The 25,548-nt window shown below is 65.3% G+C and carries 24 protein-coding genes and 1 tRNA gene; 15 read left to right on the forward strand and 10 right to left on the reverse strand.

What is annotated here, in order from left to right; all coding sequences use genetic code 11:
• The 4 genes from AKN83_RS32585 to AKN83_RS32600 all read right to left on the reverse strand — a co-directional run.
• Positions 1-964: filamentous hemagglutinin N-terminal domain-containing protein (locus AKN83_RS32585; protein ID WP_157113672.1), on the reverse strand; the 964-nt coding region annotated here is incomplete at its 3' end.
• Positions 965-1,160: 196 nt separating this feature from the next.
• Entirely contained in the window at positions 1,161-2,141 is a 981-nt protein-coding gene (locus tag AKN83_RS32590; RefSeq protein WP_050402344.1) for a FecR family protein, read from the reverse strand.
• Positions 2,142-2,203: 62 nt separating this feature from the next.
• Complete coding sequence (locus tag AKN83_RS32595; RefSeq protein WP_050402345.1) at positions 2,204-2,746, reverse strand: RNA polymerase sigma factor; 543 nt, start codon at positions 2,744-2,746, stop codon at positions 2,204-2,206.
• Positions 2,743-3,429, reverse strand: coding sequence for a TonB C-terminal domain-containing protein (locus AKN83_RS32600; protein ID WP_050402346.1), 687 nt, complete (start codon positions 3,427-3,429; stop codon positions 2,743-2,745). The genes AKN83_RS32595 and AKN83_RS32600 overlap by 4 nt, the downstream gene beginning before the upstream one ends.
• Before the next feature lie 303 nt (positions 3,430-3,732).
• On the opposite strand from AKN83_RS32600, the gene AKN83_RS40120 reads away from it, so the two are divergent.
• Complete coding sequence (locus AKN83_RS40120) at positions 3,733-3,882, forward strand: hypothetical protein (protein ID WP_157113673.1); 150 nt, start codon at positions 3,733-3,735, stop codon at positions 3,880-3,882.
• A gap of 36 nt (positions 3,883-3,918) precedes the next feature.
• Positions 3,919-4,164 carry a hypothetical protein gene (locus tag AKN83_RS32605; RefSeq protein WP_157113674.1) on the forward strand — a complete coding sequence of 82 codons (246 nt, stop codon included), beginning with the start codon at positions 3,919-3,921 and terminating at the stop codon, positions 4,162-4,164.
• A 445-nt stretch (positions 4,165-4,609) separates the two neighbouring features.
• Here AKN83_RS32605 and AKN83_RS32610 read toward each other — a convergent pair.
• A tRNA-Gln gene (locus AKN83_RS32610) sits at positions 4,610-4,684 on the reverse strand.
• A 221-nt stretch (positions 4,685-4,905) separates the two neighbouring features.
• On the opposite strand from AKN83_RS32610, the gene AKN83_RS32615 reads away from it, so the two are divergent.
• Positions 4,906-6,684: an acyl-CoA dehydrogenase family protein gene (locus AKN83_RS32615; protein ID WP_050402348.1), complete on the forward strand. Its 1,779-nt coding sequence runs from the start codon at positions 4,906-4,908 to the stop codon at positions 6,682-6,684.
• An 86-nt stretch (positions 6,685-6,770) separates the two neighbouring features.
• Here the strand turns inward: AKN83_RS32615 and AKN83_RS32620 are convergent, their stop codons facing one another.
• Both AKN83_RS32620 and AKN83_RS32630 read right to left on the reverse strand, forming a co-directional pair.
• On the reverse strand, positions 6,771-7,463 hold the full coding sequence (locus tag AKN83_RS32620) for a VOC family protein (RefSeq protein WP_050402349.1): 693 nt from the start codon (positions 7,461-7,463) through the stop codon (positions 6,771-6,773).
• A gap of 443 nt (positions 7,464-7,906) precedes the next feature.
• A complete protein-coding gene (locus AKN83_RS32630; protein WP_206600823.1) occupies positions 7,907-8,581 on the reverse strand; it encodes a hypothetical protein in 675 nt (224 codons plus the stop codon).
• A 184-nt stretch (positions 8,582-8,765) separates the two neighbouring features.
• Between AKN83_RS32630 and AKN83_RS32635 the strand changes: the two genes are divergently transcribed.
• The 3 genes from AKN83_RS32635 to AKN83_RS32645 all read left to right on the forward strand — a co-directional run bounded on the left by AKN83_RS32635 (position 8,766) and on the right by AKN83_RS32645 (position 11,116).
• Positions 8,766-9,668 carry a LysR substrate-binding domain-containing protein gene (locus tag AKN83_RS32635; protein ID WP_050402350.1) on the forward strand — a complete coding sequence of 301 codons (903 nt, stop codon included), beginning with the start codon at positions 8,766-8,768 and terminating at the stop codon, positions 9,666-9,668.
• 8 nt (positions 9,669-9,676) lie between these two features.
• Positions 9,677-10,240 (forward strand): DinB family protein, encoded by a 564-nt coding sequence (locus tag AKN83_RS32640; RefSeq protein ID WP_050402351.1) that lies wholly within the window; start codon positions 9,677-9,679, stop codon positions 10,238-10,240.
• Positions 10,241-10,387: 147 nt separating this feature from the next.
• Positions 10,388-11,116 carry an alpha/beta fold hydrolase gene (locus AKN83_RS32645; RefSeq protein ID WP_050402352.1) on the forward strand — a complete coding sequence of 243 codons (729 nt, stop codon included), beginning with the start codon at positions 10,388-10,390 and terminating at the stop codon, positions 11,114-11,116.
• 196 nt (positions 11,117-11,312) lie between these two features.
• On the opposite strand, the gene paoC is transcribed toward AKN83_RS32645, so the two are convergent.
• From paoC to paoA, 3 genes are read right to left on the reverse strand one after another with little or no spacing between them, the layout of a single operon-like run.
• The gene (gene paoC, locus AKN83_RS32650; RefSeq protein ID WP_050402353.1) at positions 11,313-13,520 is read right to left on the reverse strand and encodes an aldehyde oxidoreductase molybdenum-binding subunit PaoC; all 2,208 of its coding nucleotides are present in this window, start codon (positions 13,518-13,520) and stop codon (positions 11,313-11,315) included.
• 15 nt (positions 13,521-13,535) lie between these two features.
• On the reverse strand, positions 13,536-14,486 hold the full coding sequence (locus tag AKN83_RS32655) for an FAD binding domain-containing protein (RefSeq protein WP_050402354.1): 951 nt from the start codon (positions 14,484-14,486) through the stop codon (positions 13,536-13,538).
• A complete protein-coding gene (gene paoA / locus AKN83_RS32660) occupies positions 14,483-15,124 on the reverse strand; it encodes an aldehyde dehydrogenase iron-sulfur subunit PaoA (protein WP_050402355.1) in 642 nt (213 codons plus the stop codon). The genes AKN83_RS32655 and paoA overlap by 4 nt, the downstream gene beginning before the upstream one ends.
• 402 nt (positions 15,125-15,526) lie before the next feature.
• Here paoA and AKN83_RS32665 point away from each other — a divergent pair, with 402 nt between their 5' ends.
• From AKN83_RS32665 to AKN83_RS32705, 9 genes are all read left to right on the forward strand, one after another.
• Entirely contained in the window at positions 15,527-16,288 is a 762-nt protein-coding gene (locus AKN83_RS32665) for an enoyl-CoA hydratase-related protein (RefSeq protein WP_050402383.1), read from the forward strand.
• 76 nt (positions 16,289-16,364) lie between these two features.
• The gene (locus AKN83_RS32670) at positions 16,365-18,035 is read left to right on the forward strand and encodes a bifunctional metallophosphatase/5'-nucleotidase (protein ID WP_050402384.1); all 1,671 of its coding nucleotides are present in this window, start codon (positions 16,365-16,367) and stop codon (positions 18,033-18,035) included.
• A 214-nt stretch (positions 18,036-18,249) separates the two neighbouring features.
• Positions 18,250-19,176, forward strand: coding sequence for a histone deacetylase family protein (locus AKN83_RS32675; protein WP_050402356.1), 927 nt, complete (start codon positions 18,250-18,252; stop codon positions 19,174-19,176).
• A 125-nt stretch (positions 19,177-19,301) separates the two neighbouring features.
• Positions 19,302-19,553 carry an exodeoxyribonuclease VII small subunit gene (locus AKN83_RS32680; RefSeq protein ID WP_050402357.1) on the forward strand — a complete coding sequence of 84 codons (252 nt, stop codon included), beginning with the start codon at positions 19,302-19,304 and terminating at the stop codon, positions 19,551-19,553.
• A 542-nt stretch (positions 19,554-20,095) separates the two neighbouring features.
• Complete coding sequence (gene dxs, locus AKN83_RS32685; protein WP_050402358.1) at positions 20,096-22,024, forward strand: 1-deoxy-D-xylulose-5-phosphate synthase; 1,929 nt, start codon at positions 20,096-20,098, stop codon at positions 22,022-22,024.
• 36 nt (positions 22,025-22,060) lie between these two features.
• Complete coding sequence (locus tag AKN83_RS32690) at positions 22,061-22,624, forward strand: nucleoside 2-deoxyribosyltransferase (RefSeq protein ID WP_050402359.1); 564 nt, start codon at positions 22,061-22,063, stop codon at positions 22,622-22,624.
• Entirely contained in the window at positions 22,621-23,394 is a 774-nt protein-coding gene (locus tag AKN83_RS32695) for a TlyA family RNA methyltransferase (RefSeq protein ID WP_050402360.1), read from the forward strand. The genes AKN83_RS32690 and AKN83_RS32695 overlap by 4 nt, the downstream gene beginning before the upstream one ends.
• The gene (locus AKN83_RS32700) at positions 23,387-24,628 is read left to right on the forward strand and encodes a class I SAM-dependent RNA methyltransferase (RefSeq protein WP_050402385.1); all 1,242 of its coding nucleotides are present in this window, start codon (positions 23,387-23,389) and stop codon (positions 24,626-24,628) included. The genes AKN83_RS32695 and AKN83_RS32700 overlap by 8 nt, the downstream gene beginning before the upstream one ends.
• 53 nt (positions 24,629-24,681) lie before the next feature.
• Entirely contained in the window at positions 24,682-25,506 is an 825-nt protein-coding gene (locus AKN83_RS32705; RefSeq protein WP_050402361.1) for a nucleotidyltransferase domain-containing protein, read from the forward strand.
• Positions 25,507-25,548 lie beyond the last annotated feature (42 nt).

Below are 25,548 nucleotides of genomic sequence, written 5' to 3' on the forward strand. Positions count from 1 at the left end.
TCGGCGTGGTGATGGCGCCGGCATTGTCGACCTCGGTGCCCATCATGAGCACGAAGCCGCCGCCTGACGTGACCGAGGACGGCGCATTGGTGGTGATCAGCGCGCCGCTCTCGACCACGATCTTGCCGCCGGCGCCGGTGAAGCTCGGCAGATAGGTCGTGCCGCTCTGGATCGAATAGAGCCCATTGGCGAGGAATTGGCCATCGGTGATGTTGGCGGTCGAGGCGATCAGCGAGCCGACATTGATCTGGCTGGCGCCGCCGAAGATGATGCCGTTCTGGTTGATCACCAGCACCTGGCCGGGCGCGGTGATGCGGCCGAGGATCTGGCTCGGTCCGATGTCGCCGACGACGCGATTGAGCGCGGTCCAGTTGCCGGCCTGCTGGTTGAAATTGAGCGTGGTCTGGCTGCCGACGTTGAAGCTCTGCCAGTTGAGGATCGCCTGCGGCGCGGTCTGATTGACGGTGACCGTGGTCTGGCCGCCGCTGGCGCTCTGGCTCGGCAGCGCGGCGCCTTGCCAGAGGCCCGAGCCGGGCGCAGCGCCCGGCGCCACCTGAAGCCCGCCCGGCCCGAGGCCGTTCGGCACCGCCACCTGCGGCAACGTGGCCGATCGCTGCGAGGCCGCGGCGGCGCTGCGTGCGGCGGACTGCGCGGCCTGCAGCGCCTGGATGGCCTGGGTCGCCCGCATCAGCGCGCCCTGGCTTTGCCTGGCGACTTCCGTCGCCTGCCGGGCCGCGGCGGTTGCCGCGTCGCTGGCGATCGCCGGCGCCGACGTCGTCGTCGCGAAATTGCCGAACGGCCGCGCGGAAGCGTCCTCAAGCCCGCTCAGCAGCAGCGCCAGCGTGCTCGTTCCGGCGAGCAGCACGGAACGGGATACCAGTCCGATCCGCTGCCGCGGAGGAAGCGGCGCGACCCCACGCAGGTCAAGACGAGAACGGCGGATGGCTTTCCGGCGAGACGGCATGGGAAATTCCCCGGGAACAGCGGACGGAGGGATGCACAGATCCGATCTGCGCAGATGCTCGCCATACGGCTTCACCGCATGTCAGGCTTCTCGTCCCCAAGGACGCCATTGGATCGGCGGGACCGAACGACAAAATCGCAACCTGCTCACAATTCCTGCGCACAGGCGATCCGCGCTTTCATGGGTTCGCTCGACATCAGCTCAGCAGCACAATGCCGCCGGGCAGATGCCGCGCCTTCGCGCCAAAGATCTGCTGGAACATGGCTAGGATGCCATCGACATTGTCGATGCGGAACCGGCCGTTGACGAGACGGCGTTCCAATTCCGCGTTCGTCACCATGACCTTGCCCGATCGGTAACGGTTGATTTCGGTCACGACGTTGCCGAGCGGGGCGTCATGAAAGATCAGCATTCCGTCGCGCCAGGCTGTCACCTCGGCGGGATCGACCGACATTGGCGCCGCGAGACCAAGCGCTGCATAGCTCACCTGTTGCCCCGCGCGCAGCGCCGCGACGGCGCCGTGACGGGTGACCTGGACCTCACCTTCGAGACATGTCACGCAGGTGTTGCGCTGCTCATGACGGACGTTGAACTGCGCCTGCCGCGCACTCATCTCGCCGTCACCGGCAACCACGCGCAGCTCGCGGCTCACCGAAGCTGTCGCGATTACGGCTTCCCCGGTCAGGATCTCGATGCGATCGAAGCTGGCTTCGTCCGACTGAACATTGACGCTGGTTCCGGTGTTCATCGTCACCTTGACACCGCCATCGATCGCGAGCTTGCGCTGCTCGCCAGCAGCGGTGCGATAATCCGCCATCACGTCCTGCAGCGACGGCCACAGCTGCAGCGGCGGCGACACCACGAGATACGCGGCGGCCGATGTCGCCAGCGCCCCGCCGAGTACCGCCCGCCGCGTCATTCGCGGCTGCCGCCGGATATCCCCCAGCATGGAATCGCCACGCCGCTTCAACAGGTTGGCGCCGGCCGGGCCGAGCTGATCCCACAGCAGGCTGGCCTGTGCGAGTGCCTCCGAATGAGCGGTGCTTTGGCCTCCCCAGTGCCTGGTTTCCTCAATGTCCCGCCAGGTGGCTTGACCCGATCCAAGCCGCTGGACGCGTGCAAGCGCCTCGCTCTCGATCGCGGTCAGCTCCTCCGACGGTTCGTCGTTACGTGTCATCGGTCGGGCGTTTCCCTCGACAGCACTTCCATCCAAATACGCGACACTCGGACCCTCTCCTATCAGGACGTTTCCCGCGGTGCCGGACCGAAACGCCTTGTGACCTTTTTATTAAACCGCCTGGCGCAATGCTCGAGCGCGGCTTTCAGCTCAAGCTCCACCAAGCGCTGCGAAACCCCAAGACGCTCGGCGATTTCCCGGAGCGGCGCGCCTTCCAGGCGGGATGCGAGCAGGATCGTCCGGCGGCGCGGCGTGAGTTCCTCGAGCACCTGCTCCAGGTGCGCAATCTGCTGCCGCGATTCGACCTCGCGCTCCGGCCCGGGCGCCGCGTCGGCGATCTCGAGCATCGGCTGCACCTCGAACCGCTTGATGCGGCGCGTCTCCTGGCGCTCCCGGCTGATCGCAAGATTGACCGCGCTGCGCAGCAGATAGCCGATCGGGCGATCGATCACACCCGGGCCGCTCTTGTCGCGCAAATGCAGCCACGTCTCGTGAAGTGTCTCACGCGCCTTCTCATCTCCGAGACGCCGCGCGAGGTGCCGGCGAAGCTCATCGTAACGCTCCACCAGCAATTGCCGGAGCGTCGTCCAGGTCGTTTCGGTCATCGTGCAACCAATCCCCGGCGTCTCGGGTCCGAGGCAACGCAGTCTCCGGTCTCGGAAGGTGGGCGAGCCGATACCGCCATTGTAACGGGCTGCGGCATGTCCGGCGGTGGCGGCCGGCCAATCACAACAGCGCGCAACATTGCAGCAATAGCCTGGTCACGCGCGTCGTCATCTGTTGAACCAAGCAATTGGGGCTGCAAGACTTCTCCGGCAGGGCCGATCCAGAACCTGAACTTGATCCGATAGCTGCCCGGTGCGGTCAGCGCAGAGCGACAGAATACTTCCTCAACACGGCTCTGGACGCTCGCAAGATATGGCTTGAAGAGGTGTATTGGTGTCGTTTGTCGCTCCGCCACCATCGGAGCGATCGTGAAGGCATTGGTCCCGACATAGATCGCGACCAGACCGGTTCCCTCGAGCAGAAGCTGGAGCGCCATATCAGGCTTGACCGATCCCCTGACGGCTTGCCCGCGGCGGCCCGCGGCCAGGGTGGCATCGTAGACGACCTGAAGTCCCGAAGCAGCACTGTAGGCGTCCAGCGCGGCGGCCAGAGGTTGGGCGCCGATATCAAAGTCGACAGGCGCCGATGCCCGACTTGATTCAAGACTCTCGGCCATCGTCGCCGTTTGGATATTCCCGGCAACGACAGTGCCTATGATCAGCGCAAGAAAACGCTGCCACATCGGATAATGACTCGTGCGCAGCGCAATCTATCGACACAAAGAGGAGCTTGAAGACACCGCATTTGACCCGCCCCGGCAGGATAAGTTTGACGTACCGATGATCGATGCAGTGTTCGTCGGAACCCAGGGCACCCGCAATATAAGAATAGAATATGACAATCTGCTAACGACGGCGGCAGCCGCTGCGCGCCCTACAATGCCGCGAGAATGAGTTCGCATGGGGCTGCATCAAGGAAGGCCGGCCTGAGCCCGCGGCCGTGGCGGTGATCTGTTTTTGAATGGCTGCAGCGGCCTGAGAACGTGGTGGCTGGGTTTTTCACTTGGCCTGACTACCGTAGCAAGGACTGGCCTCATGCGGTGCGTATCGAGCACCACAAAAACAAGGCGCTGGTCTGGCACCCGCTCGAAGAGATCCTCGAAGGAGAGATCGTGAAGCTTTATGCCGAACTGTAGGAGGTTTTGGGCCATCTGCCGAAGCTTGGCGTTCCGATGATCATGCGCCGGATCGAACGGGGTGAGCGCAAGGGCGACGCCAAAGTATGGTCCTATCCCGGCATGGAGAAGGTCGTGCAGCAGATGCGCAAGAAGATCGATGGCGTATCGAAGCTGTTCACGCTTGACGCCTGTCGACACGGCGGCATGACAGAGCTCGAGGAAGCCGAGCTGACAGACGGTCAGGGACGCGCACTCTCTGGGCACAAGACCGCACAGGCCTATCGCGGCTACGCTAAGTAGACGATGGCACGAGCGTTAGCTGCGACCCGGAAACGCCACGCGCATCTCCTAGCGCAAAAGGAGCTCGATCAGGTTGTTGACGAAGCGGCCTCGGCTCAAGATGAGACGCGCCAACTGTCTCCAGCGACCAAGACCGGAACGGGCTCGCAGAGATAGACTTCAACCTTCGCTCAGCGCGGCAAATCGCAGGTGGCATTTTAGCTGCCGGCACCGCGCCAGGTCGCAATCGGACTTGTCGAAAGCTCGAATTCCCCAACCGAATTCTGACATCCAATCGGCGGCCGATTGAGCGGCGCTCAATTCTGGCGTGATTTTCCGCGGTCGATTCATCGGAAGACAAACCCGGCACAGAATTTTCAAATGCGGGGTGAATCGAATTTTCAAACGCCTAAAAATCTCCGACGCAGCAAATCTAATTTACATAATTAATTCAGATGCTTATATATGGCTGGGGCGGGAGGGATCGAACCTCCGAATGGCGGAATCAAAATCCGCTGCCTTACCGCTTGGCTACGCCCCAACGCGCCGATCGAAGGCCACGCCGGTCTATAGGGTGAGTCCGGCCTTTTCAACAGGTTGACGCGCGAAAAGGCACGAAAGCCGCGGGTTGATGCCGGCCGCCTTTATCATAGGGCGAGGCTGCGATGGCCGAAACAGACCGCGCGATGTCCGCTCGGACAGTTGAGAGCCCGCTTGTTTCATGGGAAGACAATTTCCAAACGCCTCGTCGGGAGTAACGCCATGACCTACCGTGCGCCGATCAACGATATCCTGCTGTCCCTCAACCATGGTGCGGGGCTCGCAGCCGCCCTGGCGGCCGGCCACTACGGCGATTTCGACGGCGACATCACCGCCGCGGTGCTGGAGGAAGCCGGCAAGTTCGCCTCCGACGTGCTGGCGCCGCTGAACACGGTCGGCGACGAACACGGCATCAAGCTCGACAACGGCAAGGTGACCACCGCGCCGGGCTGGCCCGACGCCTATCAGCGCTGGACCGCTGCGGGATGGAACGCGGTGTCGGGACCGGAAGCGTTCGGCGGCCAAGGCCTTCCGCTCGCGATCAACGCTGCCTGCACCGAGATCTGGAGCGCATCGAACGTCGCCTTCGGCCTCTGCCCCTTGCTGACGCTGTCCGCGATCGAGGCGCTCGATGCCCATGGCAGCGCCGAGTTGAAGAAGGTCTATCTCGAGAAGCTCGTCACCGGCGAATGGACAGGCACCATGCAGCTCACCGAGCCCAACGCCGGCTCCGACGTCGGCGCGCTGCGCACCCGCGCCGAACGGGCAAGCGACGGCACCTACCGCCTCAAGGGCACCAAGATCTTCATCACCTATGGCGAGCACGACATGACCGACAACATCGTGCATTTCGTGCTGGCACGATTGCCCGACGCGCCCGCCGGCACCAAGGGAATCTCGCTGTTCCTGGTTCCGAAATTCTTGGTCAATGCCGACGGCTCGCTCGGCGAACGCAACGACATCCATGCCTCCGGCGTCGAGCACAAGCTCGGCATGCACGCCTCGCCGACCTGCACCATGACCATGGGCGACAAGGGCGGCGCGATCGGCTTTCTGATCGGCGAGGAAAACGCCGGCATGCGCTGCATGTTCACGATGATGAACCAGGCCCGGCTCGGCGTCGGCCTCGAAGGCGTCGGCATCGCCGACCGCGCCTATCAGCAGGCGCTGGCCTATGCGCAGGAGCGCCGGCAGGGAAAAGCGATCGGCCACAAGGGCGACGGGATGGATCCGATCATCGCGCATCCCGACGTCAAGCGCATGCTGATGCAGATGCGCAGCATGACGGCGGCGGCGCGCACGATCTGCTACGCCACCGCGGTCGCGCTCGACGTCTCGGTACGCGCCAAGGACGCCAAGGTCCGCGCGGATGCCGCGGCGCGCGGCGCATTGCTGACCCCGATCGCCAAGGCATTCTCCACCGACATCGGCAACGAGGTCGCCTATCTCGGCGTGCAGGTCCATGGCGGCATGGGCTTCATCGAGGAGACCGGCGCCGCGCAGCATTACCGCGATGCCCGCATCACCTCGATCTATGAGGGCACCAACGGCATCCAGTCGATCGACCTCGTCACCCGCAAGCTCGGCGCCAATGGCGGCGCTTCGGTGTGGGCGCTGCTCGACGAGCTCGCCGCCACCATCAAGCAGGTCGAGACCTCCAACGATCCGGCGTTCGGCACCACCGGCGCGAAGCTCCGCGACGCCCACGCCGCGCTCGAGCGCACCAGCAAATGGCTGCTCGAGCGGCTGGCCTCCGCGCCGAACGAGGCGCTGGCCGGCGCGACGCCCTATCTGCGGCTGTTCGGCGCCACGCTCGGCGGCTGCATGCTTGCCGGCGAGGCGCTGGCTGCGAAAGCAAACGGCGAAGCCGAACCGCAGCGCTACGTCGCACTGGCGCGCTTCTTCGCCGAGAACGTCTCGGTGCAGGCGCCGTCGCTGGAAAAGACGGTGACGGAGAGCGCCGAGGCGGTGACCGGCGCGGACGCAGTGCTGGCGGGCTAGGACCCTTTCCGCTGTGATTGCGAGAGAAGGCGCAGAGCGTTGTACGCGCCGCAGGCGGTGTCCGTTCGTTTGATGCACACGTCCGCCTAGTGATCGGACAAGCTGCCGACGATCGATGCACGGCGCGACAGTTCGATCCAGTTGCCGTCGGGATCGAGGATCATGGAGATCCGCGCGACCTCGCCAAGCGTCACCGGCGCGAGGCCCTCGCGCACGCCCTTGGCGCGCAGTTCGCCATGCACGGCGTCGATATCGGCAACCTGCAGCGTGATGTAGCGCCAGCCCCGCGCGCCGCGAACCGGATCGGCGGTTGCGCCACGATCTTCGCTGAGCAGGATCAGGCTGTCGCCGAGGCGGAACGCCGGACCGTCAGACCAGGATTGCTCGGCGAAGCCGAGAATGTCGCCGTAGAACCTGCGATGCGCGGCGAGGTCGCGCACCGCCATGGAAACCGCAATCTGGGTGATGCCGTCGTGTCCGGGCGCCACCAGGCAAACGCTGTTGCCGTCGGGATCGGCCATGCGCTGCGGCGCTCCAACGCCGTCGCGCGCAATGATCAGTTCGCGATAGCCGCTCGGCGCTGCATCGCCCAGCGGCTCGACATGATGGTTGAGCTTGATGACCGAGCCTTGCACGTCATGCCGGTATTGCTTCTGCCCGCGCCGGATCGGCAACACGTGGTCGAAGCGAACGCCGGCGTCCTGCTGCCAGAACCGCAGCATCGGCTCCAGATTGTTGGTGGAAAGGCCGACGTCGATCACGTTCTTCGCGAGTTGCATGCCCGGTCTCCCCAGCCGCCGTGCGCGCTCGCCGGACCGGCTCAACCGGGAAAGCGATCACCAAACATCGGCAAGCCGCTGCGCGACTGTTCGCGCGTCGCCTCGTCCTGGATGACGTCCCAGTGCTCGGCGAGCACGCCACCCTCGATGCGCACGATGTCGGCGACGACTGATGCCGCCGGCAGACCATGACCGCTGAACCGTGCAGAATGACGGAAGCGCCGCTCGCCGCGTCGACATGGTTCTCATAGCGCAGCGTCGCGGGCAAGCCCTTGACGAGACCGAACAGCCCGTCCCGGCCGGGCGCAATGCGCGCTGTGCTGGATGTAGCGCGGCGACCGGAGCCGCTCGGCGGCATAATCGCGCTTGTTGAACAGGATATCGAACGCGGCGAGCACGAACTGGACGCGGCGATCCTGGTTGGCTTCGCTCCCTTGAGAATATCAGGGCTGCTTGCGGACCAGCGGGATCTGCAGATTGGTCGGACGATTCTGCTCGGTGTCGAATCCGCGGCCGTCGACATTGCGAGCGCCCCAGAACAGCAGGTCGCCCCTGAGATAGACCAGGTCGTATTCCATGAAGTTGGTCCCTTCCTTGAGGCCGAAGGGGAGGAACGACTTGCCGAAGATGCTCTGCGGCACATCGACCGCCCACGGCGCGTAGCCGGCGACCGCGACCTTGTTGAGCACGTCGACAAAGCCCTGCGCCAGCGGCGTGACCTCGTAAGCCTCGTCGGCAACGAAATCGACCTTCTTCGCACCCGGTGCGATCGGGTGTGCGCCCTGCCACTGCAGGTGCCCGACGATCCTGATCCGCGCCAGCGGCACCTTGCCGTACGGATCGGCCGAGTTGACGACCACGAGCTCGAACCGGTCGGAGGACTGATAGGTGAAGGCGCGTTTGAGATAGAACGGCTTGATCGAGCCGTCCGGATTCTTGCTCGGCCGGATCTCGGGCGCGATGCTCTCCCAGTTTCCGGCAAGTGTCTGCTTGATCGTCGCGACGTCCGTATCCATGGCGCTTGCCCTCGTTTGAACGCCGGGAGATTGCGCGGCGGCACGGCCGAGCCCCGTCAGCACCAGCAGCGACAACAGCAATGCTCCGAGGTTGATCCGCATGCACAAGCTCGAGGCTGACCTCGCGACGCTCCTCTGCCCGCGAGGCAGAGCCCGCGCTGGGAATATGCGTCGCTATAGTGGGCACTGGCCGGCTTGAAAAAGATTTTGTAAGCTGGCCCCATGCCTGCGAGATATGCCCACAAGAGATGATAGCGATTGGAAAGGCCGTGATTGGGAGACTGCGATGGAGCTCCGGCATCTGCGCTACTTCGTTGCCGTGGCCGATGCCGGCAGCCTGACGGTCGCCGCCGAACAGAAACTCCACACCTCGCAGCCTTCCCTCAGTCGGCAGATTCGCGATCTCGAGCAAGAGGTCGGTGTGCAACTCTTGAATCGCGGCGCTCAGGGCATCGAGCTGACCGCCGCAGGCAAGGCGTTTCTCGACCATGCCCGCATGGCGCTGTTGCAGGCCGAGGCCGCCAAGGAAGCGGCGCTGCGCGCAGCCCAGCCGCCAAAGCCCGTCTTCTCGCTCGGCTTCCTGTCGGGCGCCGAAATCGATCTGCTGCCCGAGGTGACCCGCGTGTTGCGCGAGGGATTTCCCGGCATCGACATCCGCCTGTCGAGCGATTACTCGCCCCTGCTCGCCAAGGCCCTGATGCGACGCAAGCTCGATGCGGCCTTCATGCGGGCCGACGAGAGCATGGAGGACCTGGCGTACAAGCGCGTGCGCACCGATCCGCTAGTGTTCGTACTTCCGAGCAACCATCGGCTGGCGGCGCAGTCAGCCGTCGCGCCGGAACACGTCACGGACGAGACCTTCTATCTGCCGTCCAAATCCGCGCCGGCGGTGCGCCGCGCCGTGCTGGACTATTTCAACCGCGCCGGCATCGATCCGAGGCCGGAGCACGAGGTGCATAATGTTGTGCACGCAATATCGATGATCACCTCGACGCATGGCGTGATGCTGCTGCCGGCCTACACCGCGCGCTATCTGCCCGACAGCATCACCACCCGGCCGGTGCAGGGCGAAGCACCGACGCTGGATCTCGTGATCGCCTATCACAAGGCCAACAAATCCCCGATCCTGAAGCTGTTGCTGTCGCGGGTCGGCCGGCTGGCCACGGCGCCGGCCGGAAACAATCAGTGAGGACCGATATGCAAGCGGGCCTCGTTCAGACCTTTCGCGCCTTTGCCTACAACAACGCCTGGGCCAATCATCGCCTGCTCACGGCATGCGCCGGCCTCGGCCAGGCGGAGTTCGCCGCTGCGCGGACCGGGTTCTTCCCGAGCCTGCAGGCGACGCTGAACCACATCTACGTCATCGATCTCTTCTACGTCGACGCGCTGGAAGGCGGCTGGCTCGGGCCGCAGGCGTGGGCGAACGAGGTGCCCTACCCGGCGGTCGCGGCGCTGCAGGCTGCGCAAGGCGCGATCGACCGGCGCCTGATCGCTCACTGCGATGCGCTGACGCCCGAACGGCTCGATGATGTGGTGAAGGTCAATCGCGACACTTCCGTGCAGACCGAGCGGCGCGACCGCCTGCTGATGCATCTGTTTCAGCACCAGATCCATCACCGCGGCCAGGCCCACGCGATGTTGTCCGAGACCACAGTCAAACCGCCGCAGCTCGACGAATTCTTCGCCGCCGGCGAGGCGCCGCTCCGGGCCGCCGAGTTCAAGGATCTCGGCTGGAGCGAGGCCACCGTCTGGGGCGGCTAGTGCACCGTTCCGGGTATCCACCTCGCTCGAAACGCCTTCAAATGACAGGTCCCGCCGGTTACCGTGGAATGGTTCCCGATCCGGAACCAGGCCTTGAATACCGACGTCTCCGCGCTCACCTGTGGTGAAACGTGGGGAACTCTGTCAATGCCTTTCGCCAATCATCGGGGCCAGCGCATCCATTACACCGTCGAGGGATCCGGGCCGTTGATCGTGCTGCAGCACGGCCTGTTGCTCGACGCCGCAAGCTGGAAGCAGTGTGGCGTGGTCGACGCGCTTGCCGATCGCTTCCGTGTCGCCTGTGTCGATTCGCTTGGACATGGCCTGAGCGACAAGCCTACCGATCCGGCCTTCTATAATCAGGCACAGCGCGCCGGCGATGTCGTCGCCGTGATCGACGATCTCGGCGATGAACGGGCGCATGTGGTGGGACATTCGATGGGCGGCTGGGTCGCGGTCGGCGTCGCCCGGTTCTTCCCAACGCGGCTGGCGTCGCTTTCGATCGGCGGCTGGGATTTTCTCACCGGGCTGCCGCGCGGCAATGCCGGCCCGCTGACCTACAGCGCCTTCATCACCTTTGCCCGCCGCACCGTACCGGAGCTCGCCGAATGGGTGACGCCCGATCTCGAGGACGGCGTGCGCGCCTGCTTCAATGCGCTCGGCCAGGTCGACGGCGCCAAGGACGCCGTGCTGTCCTCGCGGGTACCGGTGCTGCTCTGGAACGGGCAGGACGACGGACCGCACGCGCCAATGCAGCGTTTTGCCGCCGAGAATGGCCTGTATACGATGTCGGTCCCCGGCGACCATCTCGGCGCGCTGCTTCAGCACGGCGACGCAATCGGCCGCGGCATCGGCTCGTTCGTCGGGCGCGGCTAGAGCGTTTAGGTCGAACAGCGCCCCCGACTCTGCTGTGCTCCCTCTCCCCGTCCTTCACGGGGAGACGGTGTGCTGAGGGACTTTCTCCATATAAACGTTGATAGCTGTGTGCGGAGGCTCCCCCTCACCCGGAACGCATCCAGCAATGCGTTCCGACCTCTCCCCGCACGCGGGGCGAGGTGAAGCGTCCCCCGCGCTAGACCGGCTCCGGCATCCCCGCAAGCAGCTTGTCGAGCGTGATCGGGTAGTCGCGCACCCGCACGCCGGTGGCGTTATGGACCGCGTTGGCGACCGCGGCGGCGACGCCACAAATGCCGAGCTCGGCGACGCCCTTGGCCTTCATTGGCGATGACATCGGATCGGTCTCGTCGAGGAAGATCACGTCCTGATGCGGGATGTCGGCATGCACCGGCACCTCATAGGCGGCGAGGTCGTGCGTGATGAACAGGCCATGACGCTTGTCGACCACCAGATACTCCATTAGCGCGGCGCCGACACCCATCGTCATCGCGCCGATCACCTGACTGCGCGCCGCCTTCGGATTGAGGATGCGGCCCGCCGCGCAGACCGCAAGCATTCGCCGCACCCGGATTTCCGCGGTGTCGGCATCGACGCCGACCTCGACGAAATGCGCCCCGAAGGTCGATTGCTGATAGGTCTTGGCGAGGTCGCCGTACTCGATGGCGTCCTCGGCCACGAGATCGCCTTGGCCGGCTGCCTGCGCCAGCGGCGCGCTGCGATTACCCGATCGGACCACGCCATCGGCGAATTCCGCCTCTTCCGAGTTGAAGCCGAGCTTCTGCGCAATGCTCTCGCGCAACTTGACGCAGGCGGCATAAACGCCAGCGGTGGAGTTGTTGCCGCCCCATTGCCCACCGGAGCCACAGGACACCGGAAAGTCGGAATCGCCAAGCCGCACCACGACCCTCTCCAGCGGCACGCCCATCATCTCGGCCGCGGTCTGCGCGATGATGGTGTAGGAGCCGGTGCCGATGTCGGTCATGTCGGTCTCGACCGTCACGGTGCCCTGCTGGTCGAGACGAACGCGCGCGGCCGATTTGGTGACGAGATTGTTGCGGAACGCTGCGGCAACGCCCATGCCGACCAGCCAGCGCCCGTCGCGGATTTGGCCGGGCTTCGGGTCGCGCTTGTCCCAGCCGAACCGCGCCGCACCATCGCTCAAGCATTGCACTAGTTGCCGCTGCGAGAAGTGCCGCTCTGGATGCTCGGGGTCGACCTGGGTATCGTTGCTGATGCGCAGCACGACCGGATCGATGCCGAGCTTGTCGGCGAGTTCGTCGATCGCGATCTCGAGTGCCATCATGCCGGAGGCCTCGCCGGGCGCGCGCATCGCGTTGCCCTCGGGCAGATCGAGCGCCGCGAGCCGCGTCGCCGTCATCCGGTTGGCGCCGGCATAGAGCAGCCGCGTCTGACTGACCGCCATCTCGGGCTCGCCGTCCTTGACGTTGCCGGACCAGCTTTCGTGCCCGATCGCGGTGATCCTGCCATCGCGCTCGGCACCGATGCGGATGCGCTGGATCGTCGCCGGACGATGCGTGGTGTTGTTGAACATCAGCGGACGTTGCAGCGTGACCTTGACTGGACGGCCTGCTGCGCGGGCGCCGAGCGCGGCGAGCAATACGTCGGCGCGCAGGAACAGCTTTCCGCCGAAGCCGCCGCCGATATAGGGCGACACCAGGCGGACATTCTCCTTCGGAATGCCAAGCGTCTTGGCCATGTCCTCCGCGCCCCAGGCAATCATCTGGTTGGAGGTCCAGACCGTGAGTTTGCCGTCGTCCCAGGCCGCGATCGATGCATGCGGCTCCATCATCGCGTGGCCCTGATCCGGTGTGGTGTAGGTGGCGTCGAGCTGCACGGGCGCCGCGGCGAAGGAGACGGCGAAATCGCCGACCGCGGTATCGGCCGGACCGCCGAATGACGGCGTCGGCGTACCGGCGGCGTCGATGGCCGCGGCAAGATCGAATTTGCCATCGCCCTTGACGTAATCGATCCGGACCAGTTGCGCCGCGGCGCGGGCTTGTTCGAAAGTCCCGGCGACGACGACGGCGACGGCCTGATGGTAATGCGCGATCTCGGGGCCGCCGAGCAGCGGCGCCGCGTTGCGCTCGCCTTTGCCGAGCTTGCCTGCGTTCTCGGCGGTGACGATGGCGAGCACACCGGGCGCCGCGTTTGCGGCCTCAAGATTGATCGTTGCGATCCGACCTTTGCCGATGGCCGATCCGACAACATAGCCATAGGCTTGGTTGGTCACGACGTCGTGGCGCTCATAAGCGTAAGGCGCGGTGCCGGTGGTCTTCAGCGGTCCTTCGATCCGGCTGGTCGGATGGCCGATCACCTTGAGCTGGTCGATTGGATTGAAGGTCGCGGGATGTTCAAATCGCATGATCTCAAGCCCTTCTTAAGCTCTGGCCTCGCGCAACACCGCCGCCAGGGTTCGCTCGGCGAGTTGCAGCTTGTACGCATTGTCCTTGGTCGGCTTTGCATCGGCAAATAGTCGCGCGGTGACGGCCTTGGCGCCATCGGGCAATTTTGCTTCCGCCGCCTCGAGCCGCCACGGTTTGTGGGCGACACCGCCGAGCGCGACGCGGCCAGTGCCGTCCGGCTGCACGATCGCGGCGACCGAGACCAGCGCGAATGCATAGGAGGCGCGGTCGCGCACCTTGCGATAGGCCTGCTTGCCGCCGACCGGCTTTGGCAGCGCCACCGCGGTGATCAGCTCACCGGGCTGCAGGACGGTTTCGATCTCAGGGCTATCGCCGGGTAGCCGATGCAGGTCCGCGATCGGGATGCTGCGCGTAGCGCCATCGGGCCGCACGGTCTCGACCACGGCGTCGAGCGCGCGCATCGCCACCGCCATGTCGCTCGGATGGGTCGCGATGCAGGCCTCGCTCGCACCGACCACGGCAAGCTGGCGGCTGAAGCCGCCGATCGCCGCGCAGCCGCTGCCGGGCTTGCGCTTGTTGCAAGGCAGATCGGTGTCGTAGAAATAGGGACAGCGCGTCCGCTGCAGCAGATTGCCGGCGGTCGTCGCCTTGTTGCGCAGCTGGCCAGAGGCGCCGGCAAGCAGCGCACGCGACAGCACGCCATAGTCTCGCCGCACGCGGGCATCCGCCGCCAGATCGGTGTTGCGCACCAGGGCGCCGATCCGCAAACCGCCGTCCGCGGTTTGCTCGATCCGGTCGAGCGCAAGGTCGTTGACGTCGATCAGATGCGCCGGCGTCTCGATCTCGAGTTTCATCAGGTCGAGCAGATTGGTGCCGCCGGCGATGAATTTGGCGTTCGCGGTGCTGGCAGCGGCCGTGGCCGCCGCGCCCGGCGAAGTGGCACGCTCGTAGCTGAATGCTCTCATGCACTCCTCCCGGCGACCTCGCTGATCGCCTCGGCGATGTTGGAATAGGCGCCGCAGCGGCAGATGTTACCGCTCATGCGCTCGCGGAGTTCGGCATTGGTCAACCGCACTGGCGCATTCAAATCTGCCGTGACATGGCTCGGGATGCCGGCCTTGACCTCGGCGAGAACAGCGACCGCCGAGCAGATCTGGCCCGGCGTGCAGTAGCCGCATTGATAGCCGTCGTGCTCGACGAACGCCGCCTGCAGCGGGTGCAGACCGTCCGGTGTGCCGAGGCCCTCGATTGTCGTGATCTCGTCGCCCTGGTGCATCACGGCAAGCGTCAGGCACGAATTGATCCGCCGCCCATCCACGATCACCGTGCACGCACCGCATTGGCCGTGGTCGCAACCCTTCTTGGTGCCGGTCAGATGCAGGTGCTCGCGCAGGGCATCGAGCAGCGTGGTCCTGGTATCGAGCTCGAGCTGATGTGTTTCGCCGTTCACGTCAAAGAATACTCGCGTCATCACGGGCTCTCCGGTCGGTACGGATTGGGCGGCAGCAGGCTGCGGTGTTGCGATCGACGACGCCGCAAGCGAGGCGGCGCCAACGATCAACATATGGCGCCGGGATAGTTCCAAACGTCCGGATATCTGCATGCTGCCACGATCCTCATGGTCAGCCGAACGCGGAACCACGACAACGACGGGTCGGCTCGGTCTGTCAGTTGAGGGGAAATGCCGCGGCGAGCGGAATGTTTCTCGCGGAAGGCTAAACTGCTCGGGAGCGCCACGGCGGCTGCGGGCGGGCCATGTGCGCCAAGATGGCGCGACCGCCGCCACCGGTAGCATCGTCGTGCACCATCCAGCCTACGACCAACGTCCCTCGCCCCGAAATCACGACATTCCGGTTAACTGCATTGCGCCGGCCTCATGCTCGCCCAGGGGGAAAAGCGATCCAGAACACTTGGGACCTGCACGGGATCATGTAGGATGGCGATCGCGACCTCCGACGGCGACGCTGCCGGCCGACACTCGAACCGCTCACTCCGGGACTGCCTGATGACCGCGCATGTCATAGTCACCGACGAAGCCGCCACACGCGTAGTCCGGCTGCGCAGGCCCGAGAAGAAAAACGCGATCACCCAGGAGATGTTTCGCGCGATCAGCGACGCCATCGACAAGGCGCAGAACAATCCGAAGATCCGCTGCCTGATCATCACCGGCGGCTCCGGCGTGTTCACCGCGGGCAACGACATCGAGGACCTGCTCGCGCAGGGCACCTCGACCGGCGAGACGCCACCCGCGTCCGACCTGGTCAAGCTCCTGTATTCACTGGCCCACAATGTGAAGCCGATCATCGCCGCCGTCGACGGCGTCGCGATGGGCATCGGCACCACGATGCTGTTTCACTGCGACTATGTGCTGGCGAGCAAGACTGCGCTGTTCTCGACGCCGTTCTCCAATTTCGGTCTGGTGCCGGAAGGCGCCTCCAGCCTGCTGATGCCGCGGACGATGGGCCACCAGCGCGCCTTTGCGATGCTGGTGATGGGCCGCACCATGTCGGCCGACGACGCCCGCGTCGCTGGTTTCGTCAACACCGTGGTGGCGCCGGGGCATGCCGAGGTCGAGGCGCACAAGGTGGCGCGCGAAATCTGTGCACTGCCGGCCGAGGCGGTGGCGATCTCGCGCCGCCTGATCCGGCTGCCGCCGGAGGACGTCACCCGCCGCATCGAGCAGGAGAACCATTTGTTCAGCGAGCGGATGCGCTCCACGGAAGCGATCGGCGCCTTCAAGGCCTTCATGGCGCGCACGAAGGCTTGAAACGAAGCGTCGCAAAATTGTAGTGGCGTCGCGCCATGATCGTGTGTTCCATGATCGTGCACGCCATGGACAGGTCATGAGACAGCACCGCCTTACGCCCCTCGCCGCGCTCTGCGCACTTGGCCTTGCCGCGGCAAGTCCCTGCCAGGCGCAGACCGCAGCTCCGGTGAACCTGCGCATCCTCGCGATCAACGATTTCCACGGCTATCTGCGGCCGCCGCCGGGCGGCATCCGCATCACCGATCCGGCTGATGCGACCAAAAAGATCATGGTGCCCGCCGGCGGCGCCGAGCGATTGGCAACCGTCGTCAAGCAGCTGCGTGAAGGCCACAAGAACAACGTCTTCGTCGCGGCCGGCGACCTGATCGGCGCGAGCCCGTTTTTGTCGGCCATGTTCCACGACGAGCCGACCATCGAGTCGCTCTCCATGATGGGGCTTGCGATCTCGTCGGTCGGAAATCACGAGTTCGACGAAGGCAAGGACGAGCTCTTGCGGATGCAGAATGGCGGCTGCCACCCGGTCGACAGATGCCAGGGGCCGCACCCCTTCCTGGGGGCCAAATTCCGTTATCTGGCCGCCTCCACGATCGACAAGGCCTCCGGCAAGCCGGTGTTTCCGCCCTACGAGATCAAGGAGTTCGACGGCATTTCGGTGGCATTCATCGGGCTGACGCTAAAGAACACGCCGAACCTGGTGTCGCCGGCCGGCGTCGCCAGCCTCGAATTCCGCGACGAGGCCGACACCGTTAACGCGCTGATCCCCGAGCTGAAGGCGAAAGGCGTCGAGGCGATCGTGGTGCTGATCCACGAAGGCGGCTTTCCGACCGGCGACTACAATGAATGCCCCGGCATCTCCGGGCCGATCGTCGACATCGTCAAGAAATTCGATCGCGCGGTCGACGTCGTGATCTCCGGCCATACCCACCAGGCCTATGTCTGCGAGATCGACGGGCGGCTGGTCACATCGGGCGACAAATACGGCACGCTGGTCACCGCGATCGACCTTCAGCTCGATCCGAACAGCCATGACGTGACCAGCGCCAAGGCCGACAACACCATCGTGAAGATTTCAACCACCGCCAAGGACCCGGAGCAGAGCGCGCTCCTGGAATCCTATGACCGGCTGGCCGCGCCGATCGCCAACCGCGCGGCCGGCTCGGTCACCGAAACACTGTCGCGTACGCCCGCCGAGACCGGCGAAAGCGTGCTCGGCGATATCGTCGCCGACGCGCAGCTGCGCGCCACGAGCTCCGAGCCGAACGGCAACGCGGTGATCGCCTTCACCAATCCCGGCGGCGTACGCACCGACATCGTCAAGCGCGAGGACGGCGCCATCACCTATGCCGACATCTTCGCCAGCCAGCCGTTCCGCAACCAGTTGGTGACGATGACGCTGACCGGCAAGCAGCTCAAGGACGTGCTGGAGCAGCAATGGGCCGACCCGAAACGGCCGCGCCCCCTGCAGGTCTCGAAGGGCTTTGCCTATGCATGGGATGCGAGCAAGGGCGATGGTGCGCGCATCATCGCCGCGCGGATGTCGCTCGACGGCAAGCCGATCGACCCGGCCGCGAGCTATCGCGTCACTGTGAACAATTATCTCGCCGAAGGCGGCGACGGCTTCACGGTGTTCAAGGAAGGAACAGCGCAACAGTTCGGCATCTACGACGTCGATGCGCTCTATGCCTACTTCAAGGCCAACAGCCCGGTCGGACCGGCAGCCGGCAAGCGGATCGAGCGGATCAACTGAGTAAGGCTTCGCATACGGAACACCCTGTTGCCCGTCGTTGCGAAGAGCGCAGTGACGAAGCAATCCATGCTTCCGTGCGCGGGCAATCGATTGCTTCGCTTCGCTCGCAATGACGAGGAATGAGCTTGCCTTAATCTAGGCCTTTCCGGACGGCCGCTAACGGCCTAGATTACGGGTACTCCTCGCACGCGCCCCCATTGCGCCGGGAATTTGCATGACACTGCTTCTGACGCACCCCGCCTGCCTCGATCACCTGACCCCACCCGGACATCCCGAACGCCCCGACCGGCTGCGCGCGGTTGCCGAGGTGCTCGGCGAGGATCGCTTCGAGGCGCTGGTGCGCGACCTCGCGCCGGAAGGTGACCTCGACACCGTTCTGCTCTGTCACGGCGAGCACTATGTCGGCGAGCTGCGCCACATCGCGCCGACCTCCGGCATGATCTATATCGACGGCGACACCTCGATGTCGCCGGGCACCTGGGAAGCCGTGATGCGCGGCGTCGGCGGCGCGGTGGCGGCGACCGATGCGGTCATGGCGGGCAAGCATCAGAACGCCTTCGTCGCGGTGCGCCCGCCCGGGCATCACGCCGAGAAATCGACGCCGATGGGCTTCTGCTTCTTCGACAACGTCGCGATCGCCGCGCGCCACGCGCAGCGCAAATACGGCATCAAGCGCGCTGCGATCATCGATTTCGACGTCCATCACGGCAACGGCACGCAGGATATCTTCTGGGCCGATCCGACCGTGATGTACTGCTCGACGCATCAGATGCCGCTGTTCCCCGGCACCGGAGCTGCAGGCGAGCGCGGTGAGCACGACACCGTCGTCAACGCGCCGCTGGCGCCCGGCGATGGCGGCGCCAAATTCCGCGCCGCCTTCGAGAACCTGATCCTGCCGCAGCTCGAGAAGTTTTCCCCAGAGCTCGTCGTCATCTCGGCGGGCTTCGATGCGCATCACCGCGATCCCTTGGCCTCGATCAACCTGACCGGCGAGGATTTCGGCTGGGTCACGCGCAAGCTGATGGACCTCGCCGACAAGAGCGCCGGCGGCCGCGTCGTCTCCGTGCTGGAGGGCGGCTACGACCTCGAGGGCCTGAAAGAGTCGGTGGCATCTCACGTCACCGCATTGATGGGCGCGTAAAACCCCGCCACAATACGCCCGCAAAAATTCGATTGATTCTGCGCCGGGGCGAGCATGGCCTGCGACGGGTCATGTTTGGACGACGAGATCCGATCACGGTCCGATCGGCGCACTGGGAACATATAATGGCCGAAAATACTCAAGCCGACGTCAAGAAGCTCTCCTTTGAACGCGCGATCGAGGAACTCGAATCGATCGTCAAGCGGCTTGAGGACGGCAAGGTCCCGCTTGAGGAATCGGTCGCGATCTATGAGCGCGGCGAGGCGCTGAAGCGGCGCTGCGAGGAATTGCTGCGCCAGGCCGAAGCCCGCGTCGACAAGATCACCACCGACGCCTCGGGCCAACCGAACGGCACCGAGCCGCTCGACGTGCAGTAGCGCCGATACGCCGCGATCATGCGACATGATGTCCGCCTCGGCGGGCGATTGTTGCTGCGCATTTCCATCGATTCACCACGCCGCGCCGCGACCGCGGCGACCGGGTGTGACTGCGAATCAGGCCGATCCGGACCCTCCCGGCGGCCGCTAAAATAGCCAAAATGGAACCCGGTCCCAGCCCAAGCATTGAAAAGCCTAGGCTTTTCAGGACAACGCATAGGAACCCTGCACCGCCTATCGGGTTGGCTTTGGCTGCGGCTTTGGTGTAATGCTTCCAGTTCTATGGGCATTTGAGGGTGGCGGGCGGCCCGGATTTTCGGGCGGCATGCACCTCAAATGGTTCGACAAAACTGAACCGGGACGGGTGAAGAGCGACCAAGGTGATGCATATCACGTGGTCCAATCCGGAGTGAATCTAGGCTTACAACCAGGCAGGGCCTGCCGGGACGGCACCCAGTGTCTGGCATTCGCTGCGCGGTGAGCGCGCCAACCCATCTCGCGTCGGGCCGTTCGTTCCGACAGGCAAAAATTGGAAATTCGCTGTGACCACATTTAGTAAAACGCCGCTTCTTGACACTATTCACACGCCGGATGACCTGCGCAAGCTGAAGGTCGAGCAGGTGCGGCAGGTTGCCGACGAGCTCCGCCAGGAAACCATCGACGCGGTGTCGGTGACCGGCGGCCATTTCGGCGCCGGCCTCGGCGTGGTCGAGCTGACCACCGCCATCCACTACATCTTCGACACCCCGCGCGACCGCCTGATCTGGGACGTCGGCCACCAGGCCTATCCGCACAAGATCCTGACCGGTCGTCGCGACCGCATCCGCACCCTGCGCACCGGCGGCGGCCTCTCCGGGTTCACCAAGCGCACCGAGAGCGACTACGATCCGTTCGGCGCCGCGCACTCCTCGACCTCGATCTCGGCCGGCCTCGGCATGGCCGTGGCGCGCGATCTCTCCGGCGGCAAGAACAACGTCATCGCCGTGATCGGTGACGGCGCGATGTCGGCGGGCATGGCCTATGAGGCGATGAACAACGCCGGCGCAATGAACTCGCGCCTGATCGTGATCCTCAACGACAACGACATGTCGATCGCGCCGCCGGTCGGCGCGATGAGCGCCTATCTGTCGCGCCTCTACTCCGGCAAGACCTACCGCTCGCTGCGCGAGGCCGCCAAGCAGATCAACAAGCGCCTGCCGAAGATCCTCGCCAACCGCGCCAACCGCGTCGAGGAATATTCCCGCGGCTTCATGATGGACGGCGGCACGCTGTTCGAGGAGCTCGGCTTCTATTATGTCGGCCCGATCGACGGTCATAACCTCGACCATCTGCTGCCGGTGCTGAAAAACGTCCGCGACATGGAGACCGGGCCGATCCTGGTTCACGTCGTGACCCAGAAGGGCAAGGGCTACGGCCCGGCCGAGGCTTCCGCCGACAAGTACCATGCCGTCGTCAAGTTCGACGTCGCGACCGGCACCCAGGCCAAGGCCAAGCCGAACGCGCCGGCCTACCAGAACGTGTTCGGCCAGAGCCTCGTCAAGGAAGCCCAGAAGGACGACAAGATTGTCGCCATCACCGCGGCGATGCCGTCGGGCACCGGCGTCGACATCTTCAACAAAGCCTTCCCGGAGCGCACCTTCGACGTCGGCATTGCCGAACAGCACGCGGTGACCTTCGCCGCCGGCCTCGCCACCGAAGGTTACAAGCCGTTCTGCGCGATCTACTCGACCTTCCTGCAGCGCGGCTATGACCAGGTGGTCCATGACGTCGCGATCCAGAGCCTTCCGGTCCGCTTCGCGATCGACCGCGCCGGCCTGGTCGGTGCCGACGGCGCGACCCATGCCGGCTCGTTCGACAACGCCTATCTCGGCTGTCTGCCGAACATGGTGATCATGGCCGCCTCCGACGAGGCGGAAATGGTCCACATGGTGGCGACCCAGGTTGCGATCAATGATCGTCCGAGCGCGCTGCGCTATCCGCGCGGCGAAGGCCGCGGCGTCGAGATGCCGGAAGTCGGCGTTCCGCTGCCGATCGGCAAGGGCCGCATCATTCGCGAGGGCAAGCAGGTCGCGCTGCTGTCGTTCGGCACCCGCCTCGCCGAGTGCGAGAAGGCGGCCGACGAGCTTGCTGCCCACGGCCTCTCCGCCACGATCGCCGACGCGCGCTTCATGAAGCCGCTCGACGAGGAAATGATCATGAAGCTCGCCCGCGACCACGAGATCCTGATCACGATCGAGGAAGGCTCGATCGGCGGCTTCGGCTCGCATGTCATGCAGTTCCTGTCCGACAACGCGATGCTCGACAGCGGCATGCTCAAGTTCCGCTCGATGATCTTGCCCGACGTGTTCCTCGACCACGACACACCGGCGGCGATGTATGCCCGTGCGGGTCTCGACGCCAAGAGCATCGTTGCCAAGGTGTTCGAGACCCTCGGCAAGGACTACAAGACCGAGACCGTCAAGCTCGCATAATCGCTTCGGGCGGCACCTGCGGGTGCCGGCAAGTTCATGAAGATCTATCTGGCAGGTCCTGACGTGTTCCTGCCGGACGCCGTGGAGATCGGCCGCCGCAAGGCGGAGGTTTGCGCCTATCACGGGCTGACAGGGCTGTATCCGCTCGACAACAGCATCAATCCCACGGCCGTGGGCGCCTCGCTCACCATCTTCAAAAGCAACGAGGCGATGATGGAGTCTGCCGACGCCGTCATCGCCAATTTGACGCCGTTTCGCGGCCCCAGTGCCGACGCAGGCACCGTCTACGAACTCGGCTACATGGCGGGACGCGGCAAGCTGTGCCTCGCCTATTCGAACGATCCCACGTCCTACGCCAATCGCGTGGCGCGGCTGCAGCAGGTCGTTCCGGCATCCGACGGACGCCTGATCGACGCGGAGGGGCTGACGGTGGAAGAGTTTGGCTTGCCCGACAATCTGATGATGATGCACGCGCTCGATCTGCACGGCAGCCCGCTGGTGACCCCGCGGGAGCCTGCGGCCGACCTCTGGCACGACCTCACCTCCTTCGAGGCCTGCGTGCGGCTCGCCGCCGCACAGCGCCGGCAGGGCGCCAAATGACCAAGCAAGTGACCAAGGCGGGCGACAACGACAACGACGCATCCGCCGGCAAGCGCATCGACGTGCTGCTGGTCGAGCGCGGCCTGTTCGAGAGCCGGGCGCGGGCGCGTGCCGCGATCGACGCCGGCCTCGTCACCGCCGACGGCAAGCAGATTGCGAAGGCATCCGAGCTCGTCGCGCCCGGCGCCGAACTCACGGCCGAGCCGGCGCATCCCTATGTCTCGCGTGGCGGCGTCAAGCTCGCCGGCGCGCTCGAGCACTATCCGATCGACGTCGAGGGCCATGTCTGCCTCGATGTCGGCGCTTCGACAGGCGGGTTCACCGAAGTGCTGCTCGCCAACGGCGCGAGCCTCGTCTTCGCCATCGATGTCGGCCACGGCCAGCTGCATCCCTCGCTGCAGGGGCATCCGAAGATCATCTCCATGGAGGAGACCGACATCAGGAATTTCGAGGGCAAGCGGCTGCCGGCGCGGCCCGACGTCGTCGTGATCGATGTCAGCTTCATCTCGCTGAAGCTGGTGCTGCCGGTGGCGCTGTCGCTGGCAGCAGCCCCGATGCATCTGCTCGCGCTGATCAAGCCGCAATTCGAAGCGGCGCGCAAACACGCCAAGCGCGGCGTCATCCGCAACGCGATGGTGCACCAGGAGATCTGCGACGACATCGCCGCCTTTGCCGGCTCGCTCGGCTGCACCGACATCCAGGTGTTCCCGTCGTCGATCACGGGCGGCGACGGCAATATCGAGTTCTTCCTTGGCGCGCGCCGTGGCTGAGCTACTCACCATCGACCATGTCGGCCATCGCGGCGACGGCGTCGCGATCAACGCCGCGCAGTCGATCTTCGTGCCCTATACGCTGGCCGGCGAGACCGTCGAGGTCGAAGACGTCCCGGGCAATCATCCCGACCGGCGGCGGCTGATCCGGGTGACGCAGCAAAGCCCCGAGCGGATCGCGCCGTTCTGCCCGCATTTCGGCGTCTGCGGCGGCTGCGCGATCCAGCACTGGAATGACGCGCCCTACCACGCCTGGAAGCGCAACATCGTGGTCGAGACGCTGGCGCAGGCAAAGGTCGCGACCGACGTCGCGCCGCTGCTCGACGCCCATGGCGCGGGCCGCCGTCGCATCACGCTGCACGGACGCATGGGGACCCACGAGGTGCTCAAGGTCGGCTTCGCTGCGGCCGGTTCGCATGACATCATCCCGGTCGACCGCTGTCCGATCCTCGATCCGGCGCTCGATGGCGCGCTCGAGGCCGCCTGGGCCACAGCCGAGCCGCTGATCGCGATCGGCAGGCCGCTCGATATCCAGGTGACCGCGACCCTCAACGGGCTCGACATCGACGTGCGCGGCTCCGGCGCGCTGCCGACCAGCCTGATCACCACGCTGTCGCGGGTCGCCGAGAAACACCGGCTGGCGCGGCTGACCCGGCATGGCGAGCTGGTGCTGCAGCGTGGTTCGCCCGAGGTTGCCATCGGCAAGGCCAAGGTCGTGCTGCCGCCGGGCTCGTTCCTGCAGGCAACCGTCAAAGGCGAGGAGACGCTGGCGGCGCTGGTTCGCGAGCGCTGCGGACGCGCCAAGCACGTCGCCGATCTGTTTTGCGGCGTCGGTCCGTTTGCGCTCCGCCTCGCCGAGAAGGTGCGGATCGCGGCCTTCGACAACGACGCCGGCGCGATCGCGGCGCTACAGAAGGCCGCGCAATCGACGTTGGGGCTGAAGCCGCTCAAGGCCGAGGCGCGCGACCTGTTCCGCCGCCCGCTGATGCCGCAGGAATTGCGCGACTATGACGCCGTCGTGTTCGATCCGCCGCGACAGGGCGCGCAGGCCCAGGTCACCCAGCTTGCGGCGAGCAAGGTGCCGGTGATCGTCGCGGTGTCCTGCAACGTCGCGACGTTTGCGCGCGACGCAAAAATCCTGATCGATGGCGGCTACAAGATATCAGCCGTCACTCCGGTCGATCAGTTCCGCCACACCCCACATGTCGAACTGGTGGCGCGCTTCGCGCGCTGAGGCATTGCGGCGACTATCGCAGCAGGCGGCGGTCTCGATATAATCCGCATCTCATGTCCCACGATTCGCTGCTCGCACGCATCATTCCCGTGCTGGCCGACGTGCCGGGCGTCGCCGCCATCGTGCTCGGCGGCTCGCGGGCGCGCGGCACGGCGCGCCACGCCTCCGACACCGATCTCGGCCTCTACTATCGGAACAGCACCGCGCTGGATATCGACCGGCTGCGCGCAGCGGTGACGGCCCTCGTCGACGATCCCACGACCGCCCATGTGACGCCGGTCGGCGATTGGGGTCCGTGGATCGTCGGCGGCGCCTGGCTCAGGATCGGCGGCCAAAAGGTCGACCTGCTCTACCGCAGCATCGATGAGGTCTCGGCGGTGATCGATGCTTGCCGAAACGGCGAGATCAGCATGCACTACCAGCCGGGCCATCCGCACGGCTTCTGTACGGCGATCTGGATGGGCGAGGTCGCGCTGTGCCGCGCCCTGCATGATCCCGATGGACGCGTCGCGGCGATGAAAGCCAAGACTGTGCCCTACCCGCCCGCGCTGCGCGAGGCGCTGATCCGGCGCTTTCAATGGGAAATCTTGTTCGCAATCGAGAATGCCGAGCTCGCCGTGCCGCGCGGCGACGGCACGCAGACCGCCGGCTGCGCCTATCGCGCGCTGGCGTGTATCGCGCAGGTGCTGTTTGCCCTGAACGGGCAGTATCTGATCAACGAGAAGGGCGCGCTGGCAGAGGCGGCGAATTTTCCGGTGACGGTTCGCGACCTCGCCAGGCGCGTCGCCGAGGTCTGGCGGCAGATCGGAGCCGGGCAGCATGCAGCCGCGTTGCAGACCTTGCGCGAGCTCGAGAATGACGTTCGGAAGATATTGTAGTCCCGCAGGGTGGGTAGAGCGCAGCGAAACCCATCAAGCTGT

It is taken from the genome of Bradyrhizobium embrapense (assembly GCF_001189235.2).
Lineage (GTDB): Bacteria > Pseudomonadota > Alphaproteobacteria > Rhizobiales > Xanthobacteraceae > Bradyrhizobium > Bradyrhizobium embrapense.